This window comes from Chitinophaga qingshengii (genome assembly GCF_014529935.1).
GTDB classification, from domain to species: Bacteria; Bacteroidota; Bacteroidia; order Chitinophagales; family Chitinophagaceae; genus Chitinophaga; species Chitinophaga qingshengii.
Window position 1 is genome coordinate 147,822 of record NZ_JACVFC010000005.1, and the last position, 17,110, is coordinate 164,931.

Below are 17,110 nucleotides of genomic sequence, written 5' to 3' on the forward strand. Positions count from 1 at the left end.
CATTTTTAAAATTGTCAGCTTATGCAACGTATTGCCCGATATAAATTTGTTTTGCTCTTAGGCGCTGTGCTGGGGTTATCCTCCTGCGATAAAGGCTTCGGTGATCTCAACGTAAACCCGAATGCTACAGAGAAACCGAACATCGATCTGCTGTTCACCCAAAGTTTGCTGAAAGGCAACCTGCCGCTGGACCGCGCTTATTTCTTTACTTCTTACCTGCATTCCGGTACCTACATACAACACTACGCTATTGCCAAAGAAATGGCTGGTTCCGGCGCCGGTGATAAATATGCGGTCAACGATTTTTATCAGAGCTTTTATTTCCGTAACATCTATACCAATACCATCACTACACTGGCGGAAATCATTGAAGCCGCAAAAGGGGCGGATGATGTGAATAAGCTGGCGGTAGCCCGTCTCTGGAGAGTGTTGCTCATGCAGCGTATCACCGACCTGTACGGCGATATCCCTTACAGCCAGGCTAATAAAGGCAAGTACGATTTGTTCCAGCCTAAATACGATGCGCAGGAAGATATCTATGCTGCCATGCTGAAAGAAGTAGAAGATGCCATCAAATCTTTTGATGCCGACAAACCTACCTACAGTAATGCTGACCTGATCTATAAAGGCAACATCGACCAGTGGAAAAAATTCGGTTACTCCCTGATGCTGCGCATGGCTATGCGTACTACCCGTGCCAAAGGCACTAAAGTAGTGGCGAAAGACTGGGCGCAGAAAGCTATCGCCGGCGGTGTGATCACTGACGCGGTAGACAATGCGGTAGTGCGATATTCCAACGGTCCGCAGACCTATAACAACAACCCCATTGCGTTTGAATTAGTGAACCAGGAATACGTGCCCAGCTCAAAAGGCGCTAAAAACCAGGAATGGGGTAAATTCAGCAAGACGTTTATCGATTTCCTGAAAAACCACAATGACCCGCGGCTGGGTGTAGTGTCCGTGGTGTGGACCAATGGCAACCCGGACACTACGGCCGCTTTGCAGAAAGGTATGGCCAACGGTACCGATGTAAAACCAGCTAACCCGGAAACATACTCCGAGCCGAACCCTGCTACCATCCTGAACTACGCTTCACCGCTGCTGGTGATGACCAACGCAGAGATGAACCTGTTGCTCAGCGAAGCGGCCCTGCGTGGCTGGAGTTCCGGTGACAAAGCACAGCTGTATGCTAATGGCGTAACCGCTGCTTTGCGCAACTGGAGCCTGTTTGGCGCTGCCGGTACCATCGCGCCGGAACGTATCACGCAGTACGTGGCGGATAACGCGCTTAATACCGGTGGTTCTTTTGATCAACAGATGGAACAGATCCATACACAGTTCTGGGTGGCGCTGCTGCTCGATGAACAGGAAGCATATGCCAACTGGCGCCGCACCGGTTACCCGGTACTGGTGCCGGTGAAATATACCGGCAACGTAACCGGTGGTACTATTCCCCGCAGACTGCCTTACTCCCAGACGGAACAGGGTATCAACGGGGCTAATTACAACGAAGCGGTGCAAAGACAAGGACCGGATTTATTAACAACCAGAATATGGTGGGACAAATGATGATGAAAAGAGTATTCCTGTTTTCTGTACTCATAACGGTTCATACATGCCTCCTCGCTCAAGGGAAAAGGGTTGCCGCTCCGGCAGCCCTGATTCCTTTGCCGGTGGCGGCTTCCTGGACGCCCGACAGCGCTTTTATTACTGTTCACGCGGAAATAAAGGCCATGCCCGGCCTGGAGCGGGATGCTGCACAGCTGAAAATGTATATGCAGACGGTCAACGGCCTTCCGTTGAAAAATCGTGTGGGCGCTGCTGTTAGTATGGCGCTGGATACGGTGCTGGTGAAACAACCGGAAGGTTACCTGTTGCAGGTAACACCCCAGCAGGTGAGACTAATCGCGCACGATGCGGCAGGTATCGGTCATGGTATCGCTACCCTGCGGCAACTGTGGAAACCCGCCCCCGGCGGTGGACTGGCATTGCCGGGAACGATGATCACCGACTATCCCCGTTTTTCTTATCGTGGTATGCACCTCGATGTAGGCCGGCATTTCTTTTCGGTGGAATATGTCAAAAATTTCATCGACCAGCTGACGCTCTATAAGTTCAACAACTTCCACTGGCATCTGACGGATGACCAGGGGTGGCGCATAGAAATAAAAAAATATCCCCGTTTACAGGAAATAGCTGCCTGGCGCGATCAGACCATGATCGGGCATAAGAAGGAATTGCCCCATCGTTTTGATGGGAAAAGATACGGTGGCTACTACACGCAGGAACAGGTGAAAGAAGTGGTAGCTTACGCTGCTGCAAGACATATCAATGTGATCCCGGAGATAGAAATGCCAGGGCATGCACTGGCGGCGCTCAGTGCCTATCCTTCGCTGGGTTGCACAGGTGGCCCTTACAAAACCGCGCAGTTCTGGGGCATATTTGACGATGTGTTCTGCGCCGGTAAAGACAGTACCTTTTTCTTCTTACAAGATGTGTTGGATGAGGTGATCGCACTGTTCCCGTCTTCGTACATCCATGTGGGTGGGGATGAATGCCCTAAGGTAAGATGGAAACAATGTCCTGCCTGCCAGCAGCGGATGAAAGCGGAGCATCTGGAAGATGAACATGCCTTACAGAGTTATTTTATTCGTCGTATCAGCGATTATGTTAATAGCAAAGGCCGCCGTATTATAGGCTGGGACGAGATCCTGGAAGGCGGGCTGGCGCCCGGCGCTACGGTGATGAGCTGGCGCGGCGTAGAAGGCGCGGTAATGGCGGCCAGGCAAAAGCAGCAGGTGATTATGACACCGGAAGAGGAGTTGTATTTTGATCACTATCAGTCACTCTATCCCGAAGAGCAGACCGCTGCCGCCGGCTATACGCCGCTGGAAACAGTGTATGCCTATGAACCGTTGACAGCAGCCGGTGATACGGCGTTGCTGCCCTACATTGCCGGTATACAAGGGGGAATCTGGAGTGAATATCTTTCTTCCGAAACAAAAGCCAATTATGTAATCTATCCCCGCTTGCAGGCAACCGCTGAAAGAGCCTGGTCGCCGGCCACGGTACGGGATTATAACCAGTTTACCCGACGCTTGACAGCGTTGACGGGTGACCGTTATACTACCTGGCGGGAGATCAATTATCACCTGGACAGCCTCTCACGGGGAAGCCTGTACGTTAGTTTACAGGCGCGTCAACCCGGCGCCGTGATCCGTTATACCACCGACGGGAGTGTACCCGTAGCCGGTAGTCCGGCTTATAGGGATCGCCTCCGGATCGATCGCAGCAGTTTGTTGCAGGCCCAATTGTTCGTACAGGGCAAACCGGTAGGGCGTTTGTTCCGTCAGGCATTTGACGTGTATAAGTCCACCGGAGCCCCGGTAACTCTACAACAACCGGCCAATACCAAATATACCGGCGATGCTTCCCTGCTGGTGAACGGTATCGCCGGCACGCACCGTTTCAATGACGGGCAGTGGATGGGCTTTTCGGCCAGGGACCTGCACGCGCTGCTGGATCTGGGGACTGTGCAGGAGGTGAAAATGCTCGGGACCAATGTGCTCAACTATCACTGGCAGAAAATGTGGGCGCCAACGGCGTTGGTATTTGAAGTATCCACCGATGGTATAAAATATGAACGTGTGGCCGGGACCGATAGTTTCCCGGTTAATGGTATTAATTCCGTACGATTGGTTGTAAAACCGGTGCAGGCACGTTATATTAGAGTGACCGCTGTTAACAAAGGCGTGATCCCGGAAGGTGAATACGGCGCCGGAGGCAGGTGTATGCTGCTGGCAGATGAGATTATTGTTAACTGATGCTGTGCGTATATTTTCCACGTTAGCATTACATTTTTATACGGCATGGCATTTTTGATCGTTGTTTTATGTATACTGGTGCTGATAGTACTGGTAACGTTAGCCAAATGCAACGCCTTCCTGGCTTTTGTGATCGTATCTGCACTGGCAGGCTGGTGGCTGGGTATGCCGCCACAGTCCATTACGGCGGCCATGCAGAAAGGCATTGGCGATACCATGGGTGGATTGTTGATCATTATCACTGTAGGCGCTATGCTGGGTAAGTTGGTGGCTGAGAGTGGCGCTGCGCGGCAGATCGCGCAAACGCTGATCGGGTTGTTTGGTACCAGGTACGTACAATGGGCCTTGCTGGTGGCGGGTTTCATTATCGGTATCCCGTTGTACTACGGTGTAGGCTTTGTGTTACTCGTTCCTTTGATATTTTCTGTGGTCTACCAATATAAGCTGCCGGCGGTTTACATCGGGCTACCCACGCTGGCGGCTTTATCTATCACCCACGGTTTTTTACCGCCGCATCCTTCGCCGGTAGCGCTGGTGACGCAGTTTCAGGCCAATATGGGACTAACGCTGGTATACGGTCTCGTGGTGGCTATTCCTGCACTGCTGGTAGCGGGTCCGTTTTTTGCACGGTACCTGAAACGGATACCGGCATCACCTTCTCCGTTATTTCAAACAAAAGATACGGCTGAACAGGCGTTGCCCGGGGCTTTCAACAGTTTCCTGACAGCGTTGTTGCCGGTACTGTTACTCATCATTACCACGGGGTTGTTGCATGGGATGTCTAAGAGCGCTCCTTTGTATGGCCTGATTTCTTTCGTGGGCGATGCACCGATCGTGATGTTATGTTGTTTGCTGGTAGCCACTTTTACGCTGGGTGTGGCGCAGGGGAAACCATTGAAAGACATCATGAATATCTATGCGGAAGCGGTAAAGGACATTGCCATGATTATGCTGATCATTGCCGGTTCAGGCGCTTTGAAAGAAGTGCTGGCGGCCAGCGGGGTGAGTGAACAAATTGCCGTGGCTATGCGTTCCTGGCATATCCCGGTGCTGGTACTGGGATGGCTGATGGCGGCGGTAATACGCGCCTGTATCGGGTCTGCAACGATAGCCGGTATCACGGCAGCAGGTATGATGGCGCCGATGGTGGCAGCAGGACAGGTGAATCCAAATCTGATGGTATTATCGGTCGGCGCCGGCAGCCTGATGTTCTCGCATGTGAATGATGCCGGCTTCTGGATGTTCAAGGAATACTTTAATATCAGTATAAAAAATACGTTCCTCTCCTGGTCTGTGATGGAAACCCTGGTGGGTATCATGGGTCTGATAGGGGTATTGGCACTGAATACAATTCTCACAAACTAAAGCAAACATAAACCAGAAAACATGGAAAACAAAGCAACAGCAAAACTGGCAGCATTGGGCCTGGAATTACCACCGGCGCCAGCACCGGTAGGGGTGTACAAACCTTACCTGATCGATGGTAAATACCTTTACCTCTCCGGTCACGGACCGGTACAATCAGACAAATCCCTGATCATCGGCAGAATAGGCCGTGAACTGGATATGGAACAGGGCAAACTGGCCGCCCGGCAGGTTGGGTTGACGATGCTGTCTACCATCCAGACACATGTGGGTAGTCTTGATAAAGTGAAGCGGGTAATTAAAGTGCTGGGGATGGTAAACTGTACCCCTGAATTTGAAAAACATCCTTATGTCATCAACGGTTGCAGCGAGCTGTTTGCCGCTGTCTGGGGTGAAGAAAACGGTATCGGCGTACGCAGCGCTGTGGGCTTCGGTTCCCTGCCAGATAACATTCCGGTGGAGATAGAAGCCTTGTTTGAATTGTATTAAGATGGCTGTAGCAGATGCCGGGGAAAACAGTATCTTCCCTTAAAATTTGGATCATGCAAAAGCGGGATGGATCAACAGCAGTCAGGTTAGCAGCTTTCGGCGAATTTTTGCTGAGGCTTCATAGCAATAGCGGTAAACGTTTTGTGCAGGCAGATGGTTATATTCCCTATTATGCCGGCGCTGAAGCCAACGTTTGTGTGTTGTTGTCACGCCTGGGGATGTCCACAGAATACATCACCCGGATACCGGACAACGACCTGGCTGCCACAGGACTGCAACAGCTGAAAAGCCAGGGTGTAGGCACCGCAAGGATTGCTTATGGCGGCGACAGGCTGGGGTTGTATTTTACGGAATCCGGTAATGGTATCCGCCCCGGACGGGTGATATATGACCGTGCTGGTTCTTCCTTCGCTACTTTGCAACCGGGTGATATCGCCTGGTCATCTGCCCTGACAGACATCGACGTATTTCACTGGTCCGGCGTGGCAGCGGCTTTATCCGCCAGCAGCGCCGCGGTGTGCGCAGAAGCACTGGAAGCTGCGCGGGCAGCTGGTCTTACCATCTCGTCAGATTTTAACTACCGCGCTACCCTCTGGAAATACGGGCAGCATCCCGCTACGGTGATGCCCGCCCTGCTGCAACACAGCGATATCACTGTCGCCGACCTGGACGCTGTGAATGTGTATTACAATATCGAAACAGATAAACAACTCCCGCTGGAGAAAAGGTTCGAACAATGTTATGAACAGTTGCGCCGGCACATGCCCCGGCTTAAAACGCTGGCCATGAGCTTCCGGCGGGTACAAGGCAATCAGCTGGTATATTTCGGCGCATTGGCGCAGGATAACCGGTATTATTATGCAGAAGGATTTACTGTTCCGCAGGTCACCGACCAAATCGGCACCGGCGACGCTTTCACAGCAGGCGTGCTGTTCGGCGCCATGAACCGGTACCCACCGCAACGGATCATCGATTTTGCCGTTGCCTGTGGTACACTGAAACAAAGTATTCATGGCGACTGGGCGCTGATGAACGAAAAGGAGGTGACGGAACTGATGGCCAACGGCCCTTCAGGAAGGATAGTCCGATAATTTTATGCTTGTATGTTTACGATTGATGCACACCTGGACCTTAGTATGAATGCCCTGGAATGGAACAGGGACCTGCGGCAGCCTGTGATGGCTATCCGCAGCAGAGAGGCCGGGCAACATGATAAGCCCGACAGGGCTAAAGGCGTGGTCGCTTTCCCCGAATTACGGAAGGGAAACATCGGCCTGGTAGTGGCTACACAGATAGGCCGTTATGTAGCGCCAGACAACCCGCTGCCCGGATGGCATTCTCCGGAACAGGCCTGGGCACAAACACAGGGACAGCTGGCCTGGTACAAAGCCATGGAAGATGACGGCGAAATGATCATGATCAAAGATCTGCCGGCACTGGAACAACACCTCGCCCTGTGGAACGATGGCACACCGAATGATAATAAACCAATCGGATATATCCTCAGTCTCGAAGGCGCGGATTCATTGGTAACACTGGACCATCTGCACCGGGCATACGAAAAAGGGTTGCGCGCTGTAGGTCCCGCTCACTACGGGCCCGGACGTTATGCCAATGGTACCGACGCCACCGGCGGCCTGAATCTGCAAGGCCGTGAACTCATCAGGGAAATGGAAAAACTAAACATGATCCTCGATGCAACACACCTCTGCGACGATGCCTTCCGGGATGCCATGGATATTTTTAATGGCTCCGTATGGGCCAGTCATAACAACTGTCGCGCCCTGGTAGACCACAACCGCCAGTTCAGCGACGACATGATTAAAATACTGGTGCAAAAAGGCGCTGTCATTGGCGGCGCACTCGATGCCTGGATGATGGTGCCAGGGTGGGTACGGGGAGTATCCACACCGGAAGCCATGCAATGTAACCTGGATAAGTTAATTGACCATATGGACCATATCTGCCAGATTGCAGGCAACTCCCTGCACGTAGGTATCGGGACAGACCTCGACGGCGCTTTCGGAAAGGAGCAATGCCCTTACGACCTGGAAACCATTGCCGATTTACAACGGCTGCCGGATATGCTCTCCAAAAGAGGTTATGCCGCAGCAGACATAGAAAATATCATGCACGGGAACTGGCTACGGTTCCTGCGGAAAGCATGGAAATAATGCACGCGAAGCCTTTCTCTCTCAAAGGCGCAAAGATTTTTATTATTTATTAACGCGTTGTGCTATGAACGGTTTGCAAATCGAAGCAAAACACACGTTGGCTTTTTAATAGCACAACGCGTTAAGTTATAGTAAAAATATCCGGGGCACAGGTAACAGCAATGCCTTCCAGCTGTTGGTGGTGTCATGCGGTAGTCGTTGCTTAATTGAACAACGAACGGAAAGCCAGAGGGCTTAAGTTAGTTTTGCTTTTGAAAAGTTTGCTAAAAGACTGCAGGTGTTCAAAGCCTAGCTCATAGGCAATCTCGCTTATTGTCAGATCGGTCGTGGAAAGCTTCTCTTTAGCCAGTTCGATCAGCTTGCTGTGCAGATGCTGTTGCGTGTTCTGACCGGTTAGGGATTTGAGTAAACTACTAAGATAACCTGGTGAAATGTGTAAGCTTTCAGCGATCCAGGTGACGCTGGGCAGCCCATTTTGCGCCAACGCGCCGCTGTTAAAATAGTTTGCAAGCAAATCTTCCAGCTTACCAAGTATTTCATGACTCGCCATCTTTCGGGTAATGAACTGCCGCTGGTAAAATCGCTCAGAATAAGTTAAAAATAGTTCCAGCTGGGCAACGATCACGCTTTGACTGAACCGGTCAATATTAGAAAGATATTCTTGCTTGATATCTTGTACGATATCCGTGAGCATAGCCTCTTCTTTGTCCGAAAGATAGAGCGCTTCGTAGACAGAATAACCAAAGAACTCATACCGGCGAATGGTTTTAGCGAGTGGGGTATGCCACAAAAAGTCCGGATGCACCAACAGCATCCATCCTTCCGGGCGATGTGTCGCATTGCCTGCTTCAAATTCGACGCTGAAAACCTGGCCGGGTGCCATAAAGAACAATACTCCATTGTCAAAATCGCTGGCCTGCTGGCCATATTTGAATTTAACGTTGCTCACTCTTTTCATCGAGATAGCATAAAAGTCATAGACAATGCTGAATGGGCTTTCCCCCAGGGGGCTGGTCAGATCGTCCATTTGTACCAGGCTGATCAGCGGGTGTGCGGGGGCGGGTAAGCCTGCCGCCCGGTGATACTCGGTGATCGAATGAAAATGATATAGCTGATGATTTTTCAAGGCAGATAAAATTCGTTATTTCTGATGATAAACGATCGCAAATTCTTTGGCGAAATCGCTGAGCTTCACCTTGCCCATTTTAGGATGCGAACGATGGAAGTGCTCCAGGGTCTTTCCGCTGTGCATGACCGACTGCATTTCAACCAGCGTCTTCGCTAATTTTTCCGGTACTTTCGCCATCTTCAATCCCTGCAACATCTCTTTGTCGGTGAGCAGTACCCACCTGAGCCAGGGCTTGCCTACTGTAGTACCGATGATCCGGGCGGCTTCATTACAGGTCATTTCTTCGCTGCCCACATACCGGATGGTCTTTTTTTTCGGCGACAGTTGCAGTTCTTCGGCTACGGCGTCTGCAATATCCTTCGGCGAGACAAAAACGATGCGGTCATCTCCCCCGTAATTACCCATCAGTAATCCGGTTTTACCTGTTAGCAAGGCCCGGAGCCCATTGTATCGCAAGGTCAGGTATTTGCCTATAATGCCTTTACCTTTTATTAAATCGATCGACTGGTAAAAGTTGGTATAAAAAGATGCCGGCCGCATAATGGTTAATGATGTGTCCAGCCCGTCGAAAAGATGTTCTACGTTTTCTGCCTTTATAAGGTCCGCCGTCCAACCGCTTAAAAAAACCACCCTTTTGACCTGTGTTTCGTTTAGCGACTGCACATAGCTTTGTGCTGCCCGGTGCATGTAAATGCACAGGTCCGGCTCCGCGAAGCTCAGCGGGATCATTGCATAAACCGCATCGGCTCCTCTGAATGTTTCGGTAAGAAATGCAGGATCCGTAATGGAACCGATAGCAGCTGTTGCCCCCAGCTGTGTAATGTCAGCCTGCTTTTTAGGGTCATTACTGACGACGGTCACATGATGTCCCTGGCTGACCAGCAGCGCTGTTAATGGCCGGCTGATGTTGCCTAAGGACCCGGTTACAATAACATTCATCTTTGCTTATTTAATGTAAACGCCTTTTTCGATGTCCTCCAACAGGGAAGCATGGCTTGGCCGCCAGTTTAAGTGTACCTGTGTCCACTGGCTGGATGCGGGACAGTCAATAGCAGCCATTTGCGCAAACCAGCCAAAATGCGCTGCCGCAGCTTCGGGTGCAATGGATATTACCGGCAGGTTCAACTGTTTGCCTATTGCTTCGGCTATCGACTTTACAGTGACGGCTTCTTCAGCTGCAGCATGATACCGGGCCGCAGGAGCCGCATTTTCCAGTGCCAGCCGGAAAAGCAGAGCCGCATCCAGGCGGTGCACTGCATTCCAGCGGTTGAGCCCCTCACCGATATAGCCTGAAACACCTTTTTCCCTGGCGATATTTACGAGTATGGGAATAAACCCGTGCTTGTCGCCGTAGCCATGCACAGATGGTGATAAGCGAACAGATGCCGCACGAACACCCAGAGCGGCGACTGTATCGGCAGTTTGTTCGGAAACGCGCGGCCAGGCGGGGTTAAACGCGGGAATGATATCTTCGGTGGCCGGTTGGCCTGGACTTACCAAAGCAGTGCCCGAAGTGACAATAAACGGGCGATCGGAACCTGCAAGTACATTGCCGATGGTTTCAATAGCTGCTTTGTCTACCCGGCAAACTTCCGGAAAGCGGGTGAAGTCATGAATGAAACCGGCATGAATGACGCCATCTGCCTTTTCAGCGCCGCTGTGCAGGCTGTCGAGATCCTCCAGGTCGCCCCGGTGAACATCAGCCCCTGCATCGGCCAGCTTTTGGGCCGAGGCTTCGGAGCGTGCTAATCCCAGTACCTGGTGACCTGCATTTAATAATTCTTCTACGATGGCGGTACCGACGAAGCCGGTAGCCCCTGTAACGAAAACGCGCATATTGTATTTTTTTGCTGATACAAAAGTCCGCATTAGTCTTCACCCGTATTTATCCAAATCAGCGTTTGGTTTAGCCCAAACAGGGTAAACAGATAAAAGTCGGTCAACTGAAGGGATTTAAATGCAAGCGGGTCAGACGGAATAATTTGAAAGTTTTATCTTCGTAGTGGCTTTCGGTTTCGGCAGACAGGAAAGTATTTCAAATTTCCTCCCTGTCTAAAAGCTGCAGTCCGGTAGCAGCAATTTAAACTCACGGCATGAAAATACTTATCACTGGAACAAGCGGACATTTAGGGGAAGCAATTGCCAGGCTATTAAAGTCAAACAATGAAGATTACATCGGGCTTGACATAAATCCATCAGCATTCACTACGCATGTTGGTTCAATTACTGACAAAGAATTGGTAAGCAGCCTGGTAAAAAAAGTGGACTTTATTATTCACACGGCAACGCTTCATAAACCGCACGTTGGAACACATTCAAATCAGGATTTTGTGGATACCAACATTACAGGAACATTGACTTTGTTAGAAGAAGCCCGGGAGCAAAACATAAAAGGGTTTATTTACACAAGTACAACAAGTACATTTGGCGATATGCTGACACCAAAGCCAGGTGAACCGGCAATTTGGATAACTGAAAAAACGATTGACATTCCAAAGAATATTTACGGCGTTACCAAAAATGCAGCAGAAGACCTCTGTCAATTGTTTTATCGCAATCATAAGTTGCCTTGTTTGGTTTTAAAAACATCACGTTTTTTTCCTGAAGAAGATGATAAAAAAGCAGTACGAGATAAGTATGACGATTTGAACATTAAAGCAATTGAGTATCTATATCGCAGGGTGGACATTGAGGATGTTGTAACGGCTCACTTACTAGCGGTTGATAAAGTACAGGAAATTGGTTTTGGCAAATATATTATTAGTGCAACTTCACCATTTGAGCAACATCATTTAATGGATCTCCACACGAATGCTAATGCTGTAGTTGAGAAGTTATTTCCTGAATTTAAAGATATATTCAAACGTAAGGGCTGGAAAATGCTTCCACAAATTGACCGTGTTTATGTAAACGCAAAAGCAAGACAGGAATTAGGCTGGAAGCCTAAATATGACTTCGGCTACATTTTGAATTGTATTGCGGCAGACAAAGACTTTCGCAGTCAGTTATCGCTTGACATAGGAATAAAGGGTTATCATGAGGAGACCTTTACGGAAGGGCCATATCCTGTGCTCGATATATAGAAACTGCTAACAAATGTTTGCTGCCATAGCGGCTGACTCAAGGCATTCAGGTCCGGGTTTATCTTTTTAATAGCATAACACGTTATTTATTAAGAACGCAAAGGAACGAAGTTGGAATTTCGATCTTCGGTTCTTTGCATTCTTATTTTTTCTTTATACCCTCTGCGTGCAGGATGGTCGCCTGCTTGTCAGTCATCCAGTCCGGCAGCGGCCCCCGCTTGAGATAGTAGTTGAAAAATTCCAGCATGCGCGTGCTGAAATCCAGGGCAGCCTGATCGAAGATACTGTGACCTTGTCCTTCATATTGCAGGAAATACACCACCTTACCCATCCGTCGCAGTCCGGTGAAAAATTCTATCCCCTGCCCAACGGGCACATCACGGTCTTCCATATTATGCATGAGCAATAAAGGCGTTTGTACTTTATCGATGTTAAGTACCGGGGAATTTTCAAGGTAGAGATCGGGCCGCTCCCATAAGGACGCGCCGATACGATCGCGGTATAGTTCGTATTGTCCTTGCCGGGAGTATCCTGAGCCGATAATAGCACCATAGGCGCTGACAAAGTCGGTGAAACCGGCAGCGGAGCAGGCGGCGGCAAAGCGGTTGGTATGGGTAATGATGTAGTTGGTCTGGAAGCCGCCGAAGCTATGCCCCTGCAGACCCATGCGGGTGGAATCCACATAAGGCAACTGTACGAGTTTGTTGGCGGCTCCCATGACGGTACGCAGGGAACTACGCCCCGGATAACCGATGTCAAAATGAATATCAGGGGTAAAAACAAGAAAGCCGTTGCTGACAAAGTAGGGGATATTCATTGGTCCCATACTGGGTTCCGGCCGTATGTACAGATGCAGGCACTCGCTGATCTTCTCATAATAATAAAAAATAACAGGATACTTTTTCCGCGGGTCGAAGTTCTCCGGTTTATACAGGATGCCCTGTGCGGCTTTACCATCTGCTGTTTGAAAGTTGATTAGTTCGGTGGTGAACCAATTGACACGCCGTTCGGGGTGTATGTCGCTGATGGCATCAAACCGGATAAAATCCCTGGTGACATAGATATTGGGCGCGCTGGCGGCATCCATTTTTTGCACCAGGTATACGTCCGCGTCTCTGGCTTTTACCGGAGGCGTGCGCATGAAGTATTTACTTTCTTCCGGTCCGGTAATGGCGGCAGGCTGCATACTAAGCTGGCGCAGGCTTTCCGGCTTGCTTTGGCGGACTTCAAAAAATCCATCTTCTTTGGTATCGCGGTTAAAGGCATTGAGTAAAATAGGTTGGCCTGGCCGGCTGCCAGGCGGAAAAGCGAAGCGGAAAACAATATGATGGTCTTTGCCATAACCGCCGGTAAGGTTAATGGGGGCGGTTTTTCCGGTGAGATCTATTTGAAAAATATCGTACTGATCGTACAGGTAAAGAATTGTTTCATCATCGCTGAATCCGCCGGGAGGAAAGTTGAGATAGGGGGCAAAAGGAATGTCATCGTTGTCGTAAGTAGTCCAGGTGGCAGGGATGCCTGCCGTGATGTTTTTTCGTGTACGCGTAGCCGTTTGATAGCTGAAATAACTTTGTTGCGCTGCATCGTAGTAAATGATCCATTTTCCGTTGGGAGACAATACATAGGAGCCGCTGTTACGATCACCCGGTGCGGTGATGGTTTCTTTGGTACCGGTGGTCAGGTTAACCAGGATGCGGGCAGGCAATGCTTTTTCGTTCCAGTTCCATTCGCCTCTGTGGGCGATTGTTTTATCCAATAGTTGCCAGGTGCCGTCGGGGTTATAGGCGCCGGGGTAGAAGGCAGCCATATAAAACGGTGATTCATCTTTGTCCTGTATTTGCAGCAGGGTATTGTTGCGCAGATACCATATCGCCTGGCAGCGGAGTGGGTCGGGGTTGTTGCTGAGTTTGGGATCGAGGAAGGTGTGGAGCTGTAGCCGGGCGGGGTTGGCTGCTGTGGTGGCCGGCTTTTTTTCTGTTAAGGTACAGAAGATAAAAGTGCCATCGGCGCTGAACCGGTCGAAGTTGCTGAAAGTCATGCCTTCATTGAGTTGCAGGTGTGGGGAAGCTACGATGGCCTGGCTGGTCTGTTCCCGGTGATAGTACCAAAGTGTACGTGTTTGTTCTTTGTTAAGGGTGATGAAAATGCACTGGTTACCTTTGGCGTCGGTTACCAGGTTAAAGGGCTCGTCGCCGGCGTAGATGTTCAATGTTGTTTGTCCGGACAGGTCTATGTTTTTAATGAGATAGGTGTTGCTGTCTGTTTTGCATTTGAGGAAAAGGAAACGTCCGTTGCCGCTGTTAATATAGTCGATTACGTTAGGATAGCTGCGTATGGCACCGGATGACAGGTTACGCAGTTCCAGGGTACTGTCTGTTTTCAGGAAGGCCAGCCATTCGCTGTCGCCCTGCAGGAAGGTGCTGTGTTTTTTAACTTCAGGGATAATTTCTTCCGTTGAAGTACCCAGGGTAAGGAGCCGCAGGCTATTGTTCATGAGTTTGCAGAACGCCAGTTTGCTGTCAGCCGAAAAGGAGATTTGCTGAAACGCGATCAATTCTTTTTTCCAGGGTTGTTCCAATGCCTGTATTACTTGAGTGGCTTGTCCGGGAGGTTGATTGTAGATATAGAAAGTGGCATATTTCCCGTTATTGCTGATTTTCGGGTTGATGGCCATGCTCCATTTATTGAAGTCGGAAGTGTCGAGAGTGCGCTTTTGTGCGTGGACAGTAAGTGGCAACAGGATAAAAAAGAGGGCAAGGTGTTTTTTCATGGCCAGGGTTTGAGGGGGTGTCTGGTAGTTACTATTGCTAATCTTTTTTTATTTGGCGCAGGTAATCTTTATCACAATAATAGAAATTTCATTTGTGTGATAGTGGTTAAAGTAGCAACCAAAACCGCAATGGCTGCGGTTTAATGGCGGTAATGCCCTGGTGCGGGCTAATAAAAACACTCCCAATAAAGTCACACTACAGCGACCTTATTGGGAGTGTTTACAGTGTTATGCCCCCCCGCAGCCTGCCGGGGGGTGTTATACTCTCCTCTTTTTTAGACATTCATCCCTATTCCAATGTATTCTTCCATTTGATTGTACGGCCGGTAAACCATACAGGAAGATCCGGGTTGTTAGAGGGGCTGATAATGGACCAGCCTTCCGGATCGGCAGCTTGAACGCTACTTGGATATGTCATTCTTTCCTTCCACTTGAATATTTCATACATGGAAGCCGGATTGGTGCCCAGGTATTTAATTAACCTTCGGGCAGTGGTGTAAGGCACTTCAAAGTTCAACATATTGTAATGCAGTTGAAGCTGGTTGAAAATTGCCTGAACCTGCTGCGTACTCGACATGGCATCAAATTTCTGCGCTGCATTCTCTGCATAAACGCTTGCATTATATTCCATTGCTGGCTTGGCATTGATTCTTGAATCATCCATAGTTGTTGGCATGGCCGGCAACGTTGTCTTGGAATATTGATTTGAGTTATTCAGTTCATACCAATATTTGCAGGATAAGATAATGGCATTCTTATAGTGATCGCGGGCGGCACCATTCAGTTGACCGAAACCTCTTACTGCTGCTTCTGCCAGTGAAAGCTCGGTTTCAACCGCATGGATGGTTGGATATTTCAGCGCAAAGTTGAATTGCGGGCGAATGTTATACTCCGCAACGAGGTTGTTTGCTGTACCGATGTTCCCATCATGGTCATCACCATTTGCAACGGCGCTGCGAAGTGCATTTAACAGGAATGATTCCCGTTTACTCAGGTCTGCTTTTGACGCTGCATCCAATTGAATTGACTTATTTACGCCATAATAAAAGGTTGTTTTTGAAATATCAGTAAGGATAGGATCGTTGATGTATAAGCCACGCAGAACCTGATTTAAATAACTATTTGGATCCTTATTGCCATCCCATTTTGCATCAACTCCCAGGTATCTTCCACTCCAGTCCGGGGCGAAGATATAAGCGACACGTGGGTCAACAGTACCATTCAATAAACCTGTTGCGGAATTATCACCGCTGAAATAAGATAAAGTTTGTCCGTTTATCACTTTACTGGCGATGGTTGGCTGACAATACATCACGTCCTGCAGGAATTTCTTCCCTGCACGGCAATCATCCCCTCTTTCCCTGAAAGCACGTGTAATACCTAATTCATTACAAATACGATTCAGCGCAATGACTGCTATGTCGGCTATACCAGCCACGTCGTTATAGTCGGTCAATAAAGGCTTGCCCTGTAACTCGGAAAGGACCTGCCGGGTGAGCACAGGGGTAACCTCGCTTACATTCATGGCACAACGCAATCTTAATGAATTAACATACTTACGCCATTTCAGGATACTTCCTCCAAAAAGGATATCCTGTTGGTTGAAGGCGGCCTGTTGGGTAGGAGTCAGCGTTATCGTTGACAATGCGTCGTCGGCAGCTTTAAAATCACTGATTATTTTCGGGTAGATATCCGCTTGGCCCAGGTATTTTGCTTTAATACCATCAAGTCCGCCTGCCGATCCTGTTTCTATGTACGGCACCTTATCGTACATGTCGGTTGCTCTCTGGTAAGCATAACCTTTTAAAACATGCATTAAGGTGATATACAGGCTATCTAAATTGGTTCGCTTAGCTTGTGGTGTGTTATTGTATTCACGTTGCGCCCAGAGTATGGGCGTAATCCATTGCGTATTAACAAAGTTGAAAACAGATTCGTTAAAACCGCCTGTACCCCAGTCATGTTCAACATCTTTGAGCGCGTAAGGAGCTCCTTCAGTAGTGGTGTTATAAACCTGGATGGCATTTGCCATAACCCTCTCTCCACTTCTCACCTGGTGGTAAACCGAACCATAATCGCCACTCAGGAAGAATCCCTGGGTGAGCTGAGAGGTGAAAAATCCGGAGATAACACTTACCCCTGACTTATCAGCCATGTCCTTCGAATATCCATCAGGATTCTGGTATAATTCCTCCAGCTTCTTCTTACATGCTACAGAAGACAGTAACAACGTAAGTACGAAAAATGATTTTAATTTGATGTATTTCATCTTAGTT

General features: G+C 49.2%; 12 protein-coding genes. 7 read left to right on the top strand and 5 right to left on the bottom strand.

Annotation, left to right across the window (positions count from 1 at the left end; all coding sequences use genetic code 11):
• Positions 1–21: 21 nt before the first annotated feature.
• The 6 genes from ICL07_RS27700 to ICL07_RS27725 are packed head-to-tail and all read left to right on the top strand — an operon-like array spanning position 22 to position 7,852.
• Positions 22–1,569: a SusD/RagB family nutrient-binding outer membrane lipoprotein gene (locus tag ICL07_RS27700; RefSeq protein ID WP_188091319.1), complete on the top strand. Its 1,548-nt coding sequence runs from the start codon at positions 22–24 to the stop codon at positions 1,567–1,569.
• Positions 1,566–3,824, top strand: coding sequence for a glycoside hydrolase family 20 protein (locus ICL07_RS27705; RefSeq protein ID WP_188091320.1), 2,259 nt, complete (start codon positions 1,566–1,568; stop codon positions 3,822–3,824). Before ICL07_RS27700 ends, ICL07_RS27705 begins: the two co-directional genes overlap by 4 nt.
• Positions 3,825–3,869: 45 nt before the next feature.
• Complete coding sequence (locus ICL07_RS27710) at positions 3,870–5,189, top strand: gluconate:H+ symporter (RefSeq protein ID WP_188091321.1); 1,320 nt, start codon at positions 3,870–3,872, stop codon at positions 5,187–5,189.
• A 21-nt stretch (positions 5,190–5,210) separates the two neighbouring features.
• On the top strand, positions 5,211–5,678 hold the full coding sequence (locus ICL07_RS27715) for a RidA family protein (RefSeq protein WP_188091322.1): 468 nt from the start codon (positions 5,211–5,213) through the stop codon (positions 5,676–5,678).
• Positions 5,679–5,731: 53 nt separating this feature from the next.
• The gene (locus ICL07_RS27720) at positions 5,732–6,769 is read left to right on the top strand and encodes a sugar kinase (protein ID WP_188091323.1); all 1,038 of its coding nucleotides are present in this window, start codon (positions 5,732–5,734) and stop codon (positions 6,767–6,769) included.
• A gap of 12 nt (positions 6,770–6,781) precedes the next feature.
• A complete protein-coding gene (locus ICL07_RS27725) occupies positions 6,782–7,852 on the top strand; it encodes a dipeptidase (RefSeq protein ID WP_188091324.1) in 1,071 nt (356 codons plus the stop codon).
• Positions 7,853–8,054: 202 nt separating this feature from the next.
• Here ICL07_RS27725 and ICL07_RS27730 read toward each other — a convergent pair whose 3' ends face one another.
• The 3 genes from ICL07_RS27730 to ICL07_RS27740 are packed head-to-tail and all read right to left on the bottom strand — an operon-like array spanning position 8,055 to position 10,817.
• Positions 8,055–8,978 carry a helix-turn-helix domain-containing protein gene (locus ICL07_RS27730; protein ID WP_188091325.1) on the bottom strand — a complete coding sequence of 308 codons (924 nt, stop codon included), beginning with the start codon at positions 8,976–8,978 and terminating at the stop codon, positions 8,055–8,057.
• 15 nt (positions 8,979–8,993) lie between these two features.
• Complete coding sequence (locus tag ICL07_RS27735; RefSeq protein ID WP_188091326.1) at positions 8,994–9,920, bottom strand: SDR family oxidoreductase; 927 nt, start codon at positions 9,918–9,920, stop codon at positions 8,994–8,996.
• Positions 9,921–9,926: 6 nt separating this feature from the next.
• Complete coding sequence (locus tag ICL07_RS27740) at positions 9,927–10,817, bottom strand: SDR family oxidoreductase (RefSeq protein WP_188091327.1); 891 nt, start codon at positions 10,815–10,817, stop codon at positions 9,927–9,929.
• A gap of 257 nt (positions 10,818–11,074) precedes the next feature.
• Between ICL07_RS27740 and ICL07_RS27745 the strand changes: the two genes are divergently transcribed.
• On the top strand, positions 11,075–12,064 hold the full coding sequence (locus tag ICL07_RS27745) for an NAD-dependent epimerase/dehydratase family protein (RefSeq protein WP_188091328.1): 990 nt from the start codon (positions 11,075–11,077) through the stop codon (positions 12,062–12,064).
• Between the two features lie 142 nt (positions 12,065–12,206).
• Here ICL07_RS27745 and ICL07_RS27750 read toward each other — a convergent pair whose 3' ends face one another.
• Both ICL07_RS27750 and ICL07_RS27755 read right to left on the bottom strand, forming a co-directional pair.
• Positions 12,207–14,834, bottom strand: coding sequence for a S9 family peptidase (locus tag ICL07_RS27750; RefSeq protein ID WP_188091329.1), 2,628 nt, complete (start codon positions 14,832–14,834; stop codon positions 12,207–12,209).
• A 289-nt stretch (positions 14,835–15,123) separates the two neighbouring features.
• Complete coding sequence (locus tag ICL07_RS27755; protein WP_188091330.1) at positions 15,124–17,103, bottom strand: SusD/RagB family nutrient-binding outer membrane lipoprotein; 1,980 nt, start codon at positions 17,101–17,103, stop codon at positions 15,124–15,126.
• Positions 17,104–17,110: the final 7 nt, after the last annotated feature.

Coding starts and splice junctions, on each gene's coding strand:
- ICL07_RS27700 (WP_188091319.1), top strand. CDS start 22: ATGCAACGTATTGCCCGATATAAATTTGTTTTGCTCTTAGGCGCTGTG.
- ICL07_RS27705 (WP_188091320.1), top strand. CDS start 1,566: ATGATGATGAAAAGAGTATTCCTGTTTTCTGTACTCATAACGGTTCAT.
- ICL07_RS27710 (WP_188091321.1), top strand. CDS start 3,870: ATGGCATTTTTGATCGTTGTTTTATGTATACTGGTGCTGATAGTACTG.
- ICL07_RS27715 (WP_188091322.1), top strand. CDS start 5,211: ATGGAAAACAAAGCAACAGCAAAACTGGCAGCATTGGGCCTGGAATTA.
- ICL07_RS27720 (WP_188091323.1), top strand. CDS start 5,732: ATGCAAAAGCGGGATGGATCAACAGCAGTCAGGTTAGCAGCTTTCGGC.
- ICL07_RS27725 (WP_188091324.1), top strand. CDS start 6,782: ATGTTTACGATTGATGCACACCTGGACCTTAGTATGAATGCCCTGGAA.
- ICL07_RS27735 (WP_188091326.1), bottom strand. CDS start 9,920: ATGAATGTTATTGTAACCGGGTCCTTAGGCAACATCAGCCGGCCATTA.
- ICL07_RS27740 (WP_188091327.1), bottom strand. CDS start 10,817: ATGCGCGTTTTCGTTACAGGGGCTACCGGCTTCGTCGGTACCGCCATC.
- ICL07_RS27745 (WP_188091328.1), top strand. CDS start 11,075: ATGAAAATACTTATCACTGGAACAAGCGGACATTTAGGGGAAGCAATT.
- ICL07_RS27750 (WP_188091329.1), bottom strand. CDS start 14,834: ATGAAAAAACACCTTGCCCTCTTTTTTATCCTGTTGCCACTTACTGTC.
- ICL07_RS27755 (WP_188091330.1), bottom strand. CDS start 17,103: ATGAAATACATCAAATTAAAATCATTTTTCGTACTTACGTTGTTACTG.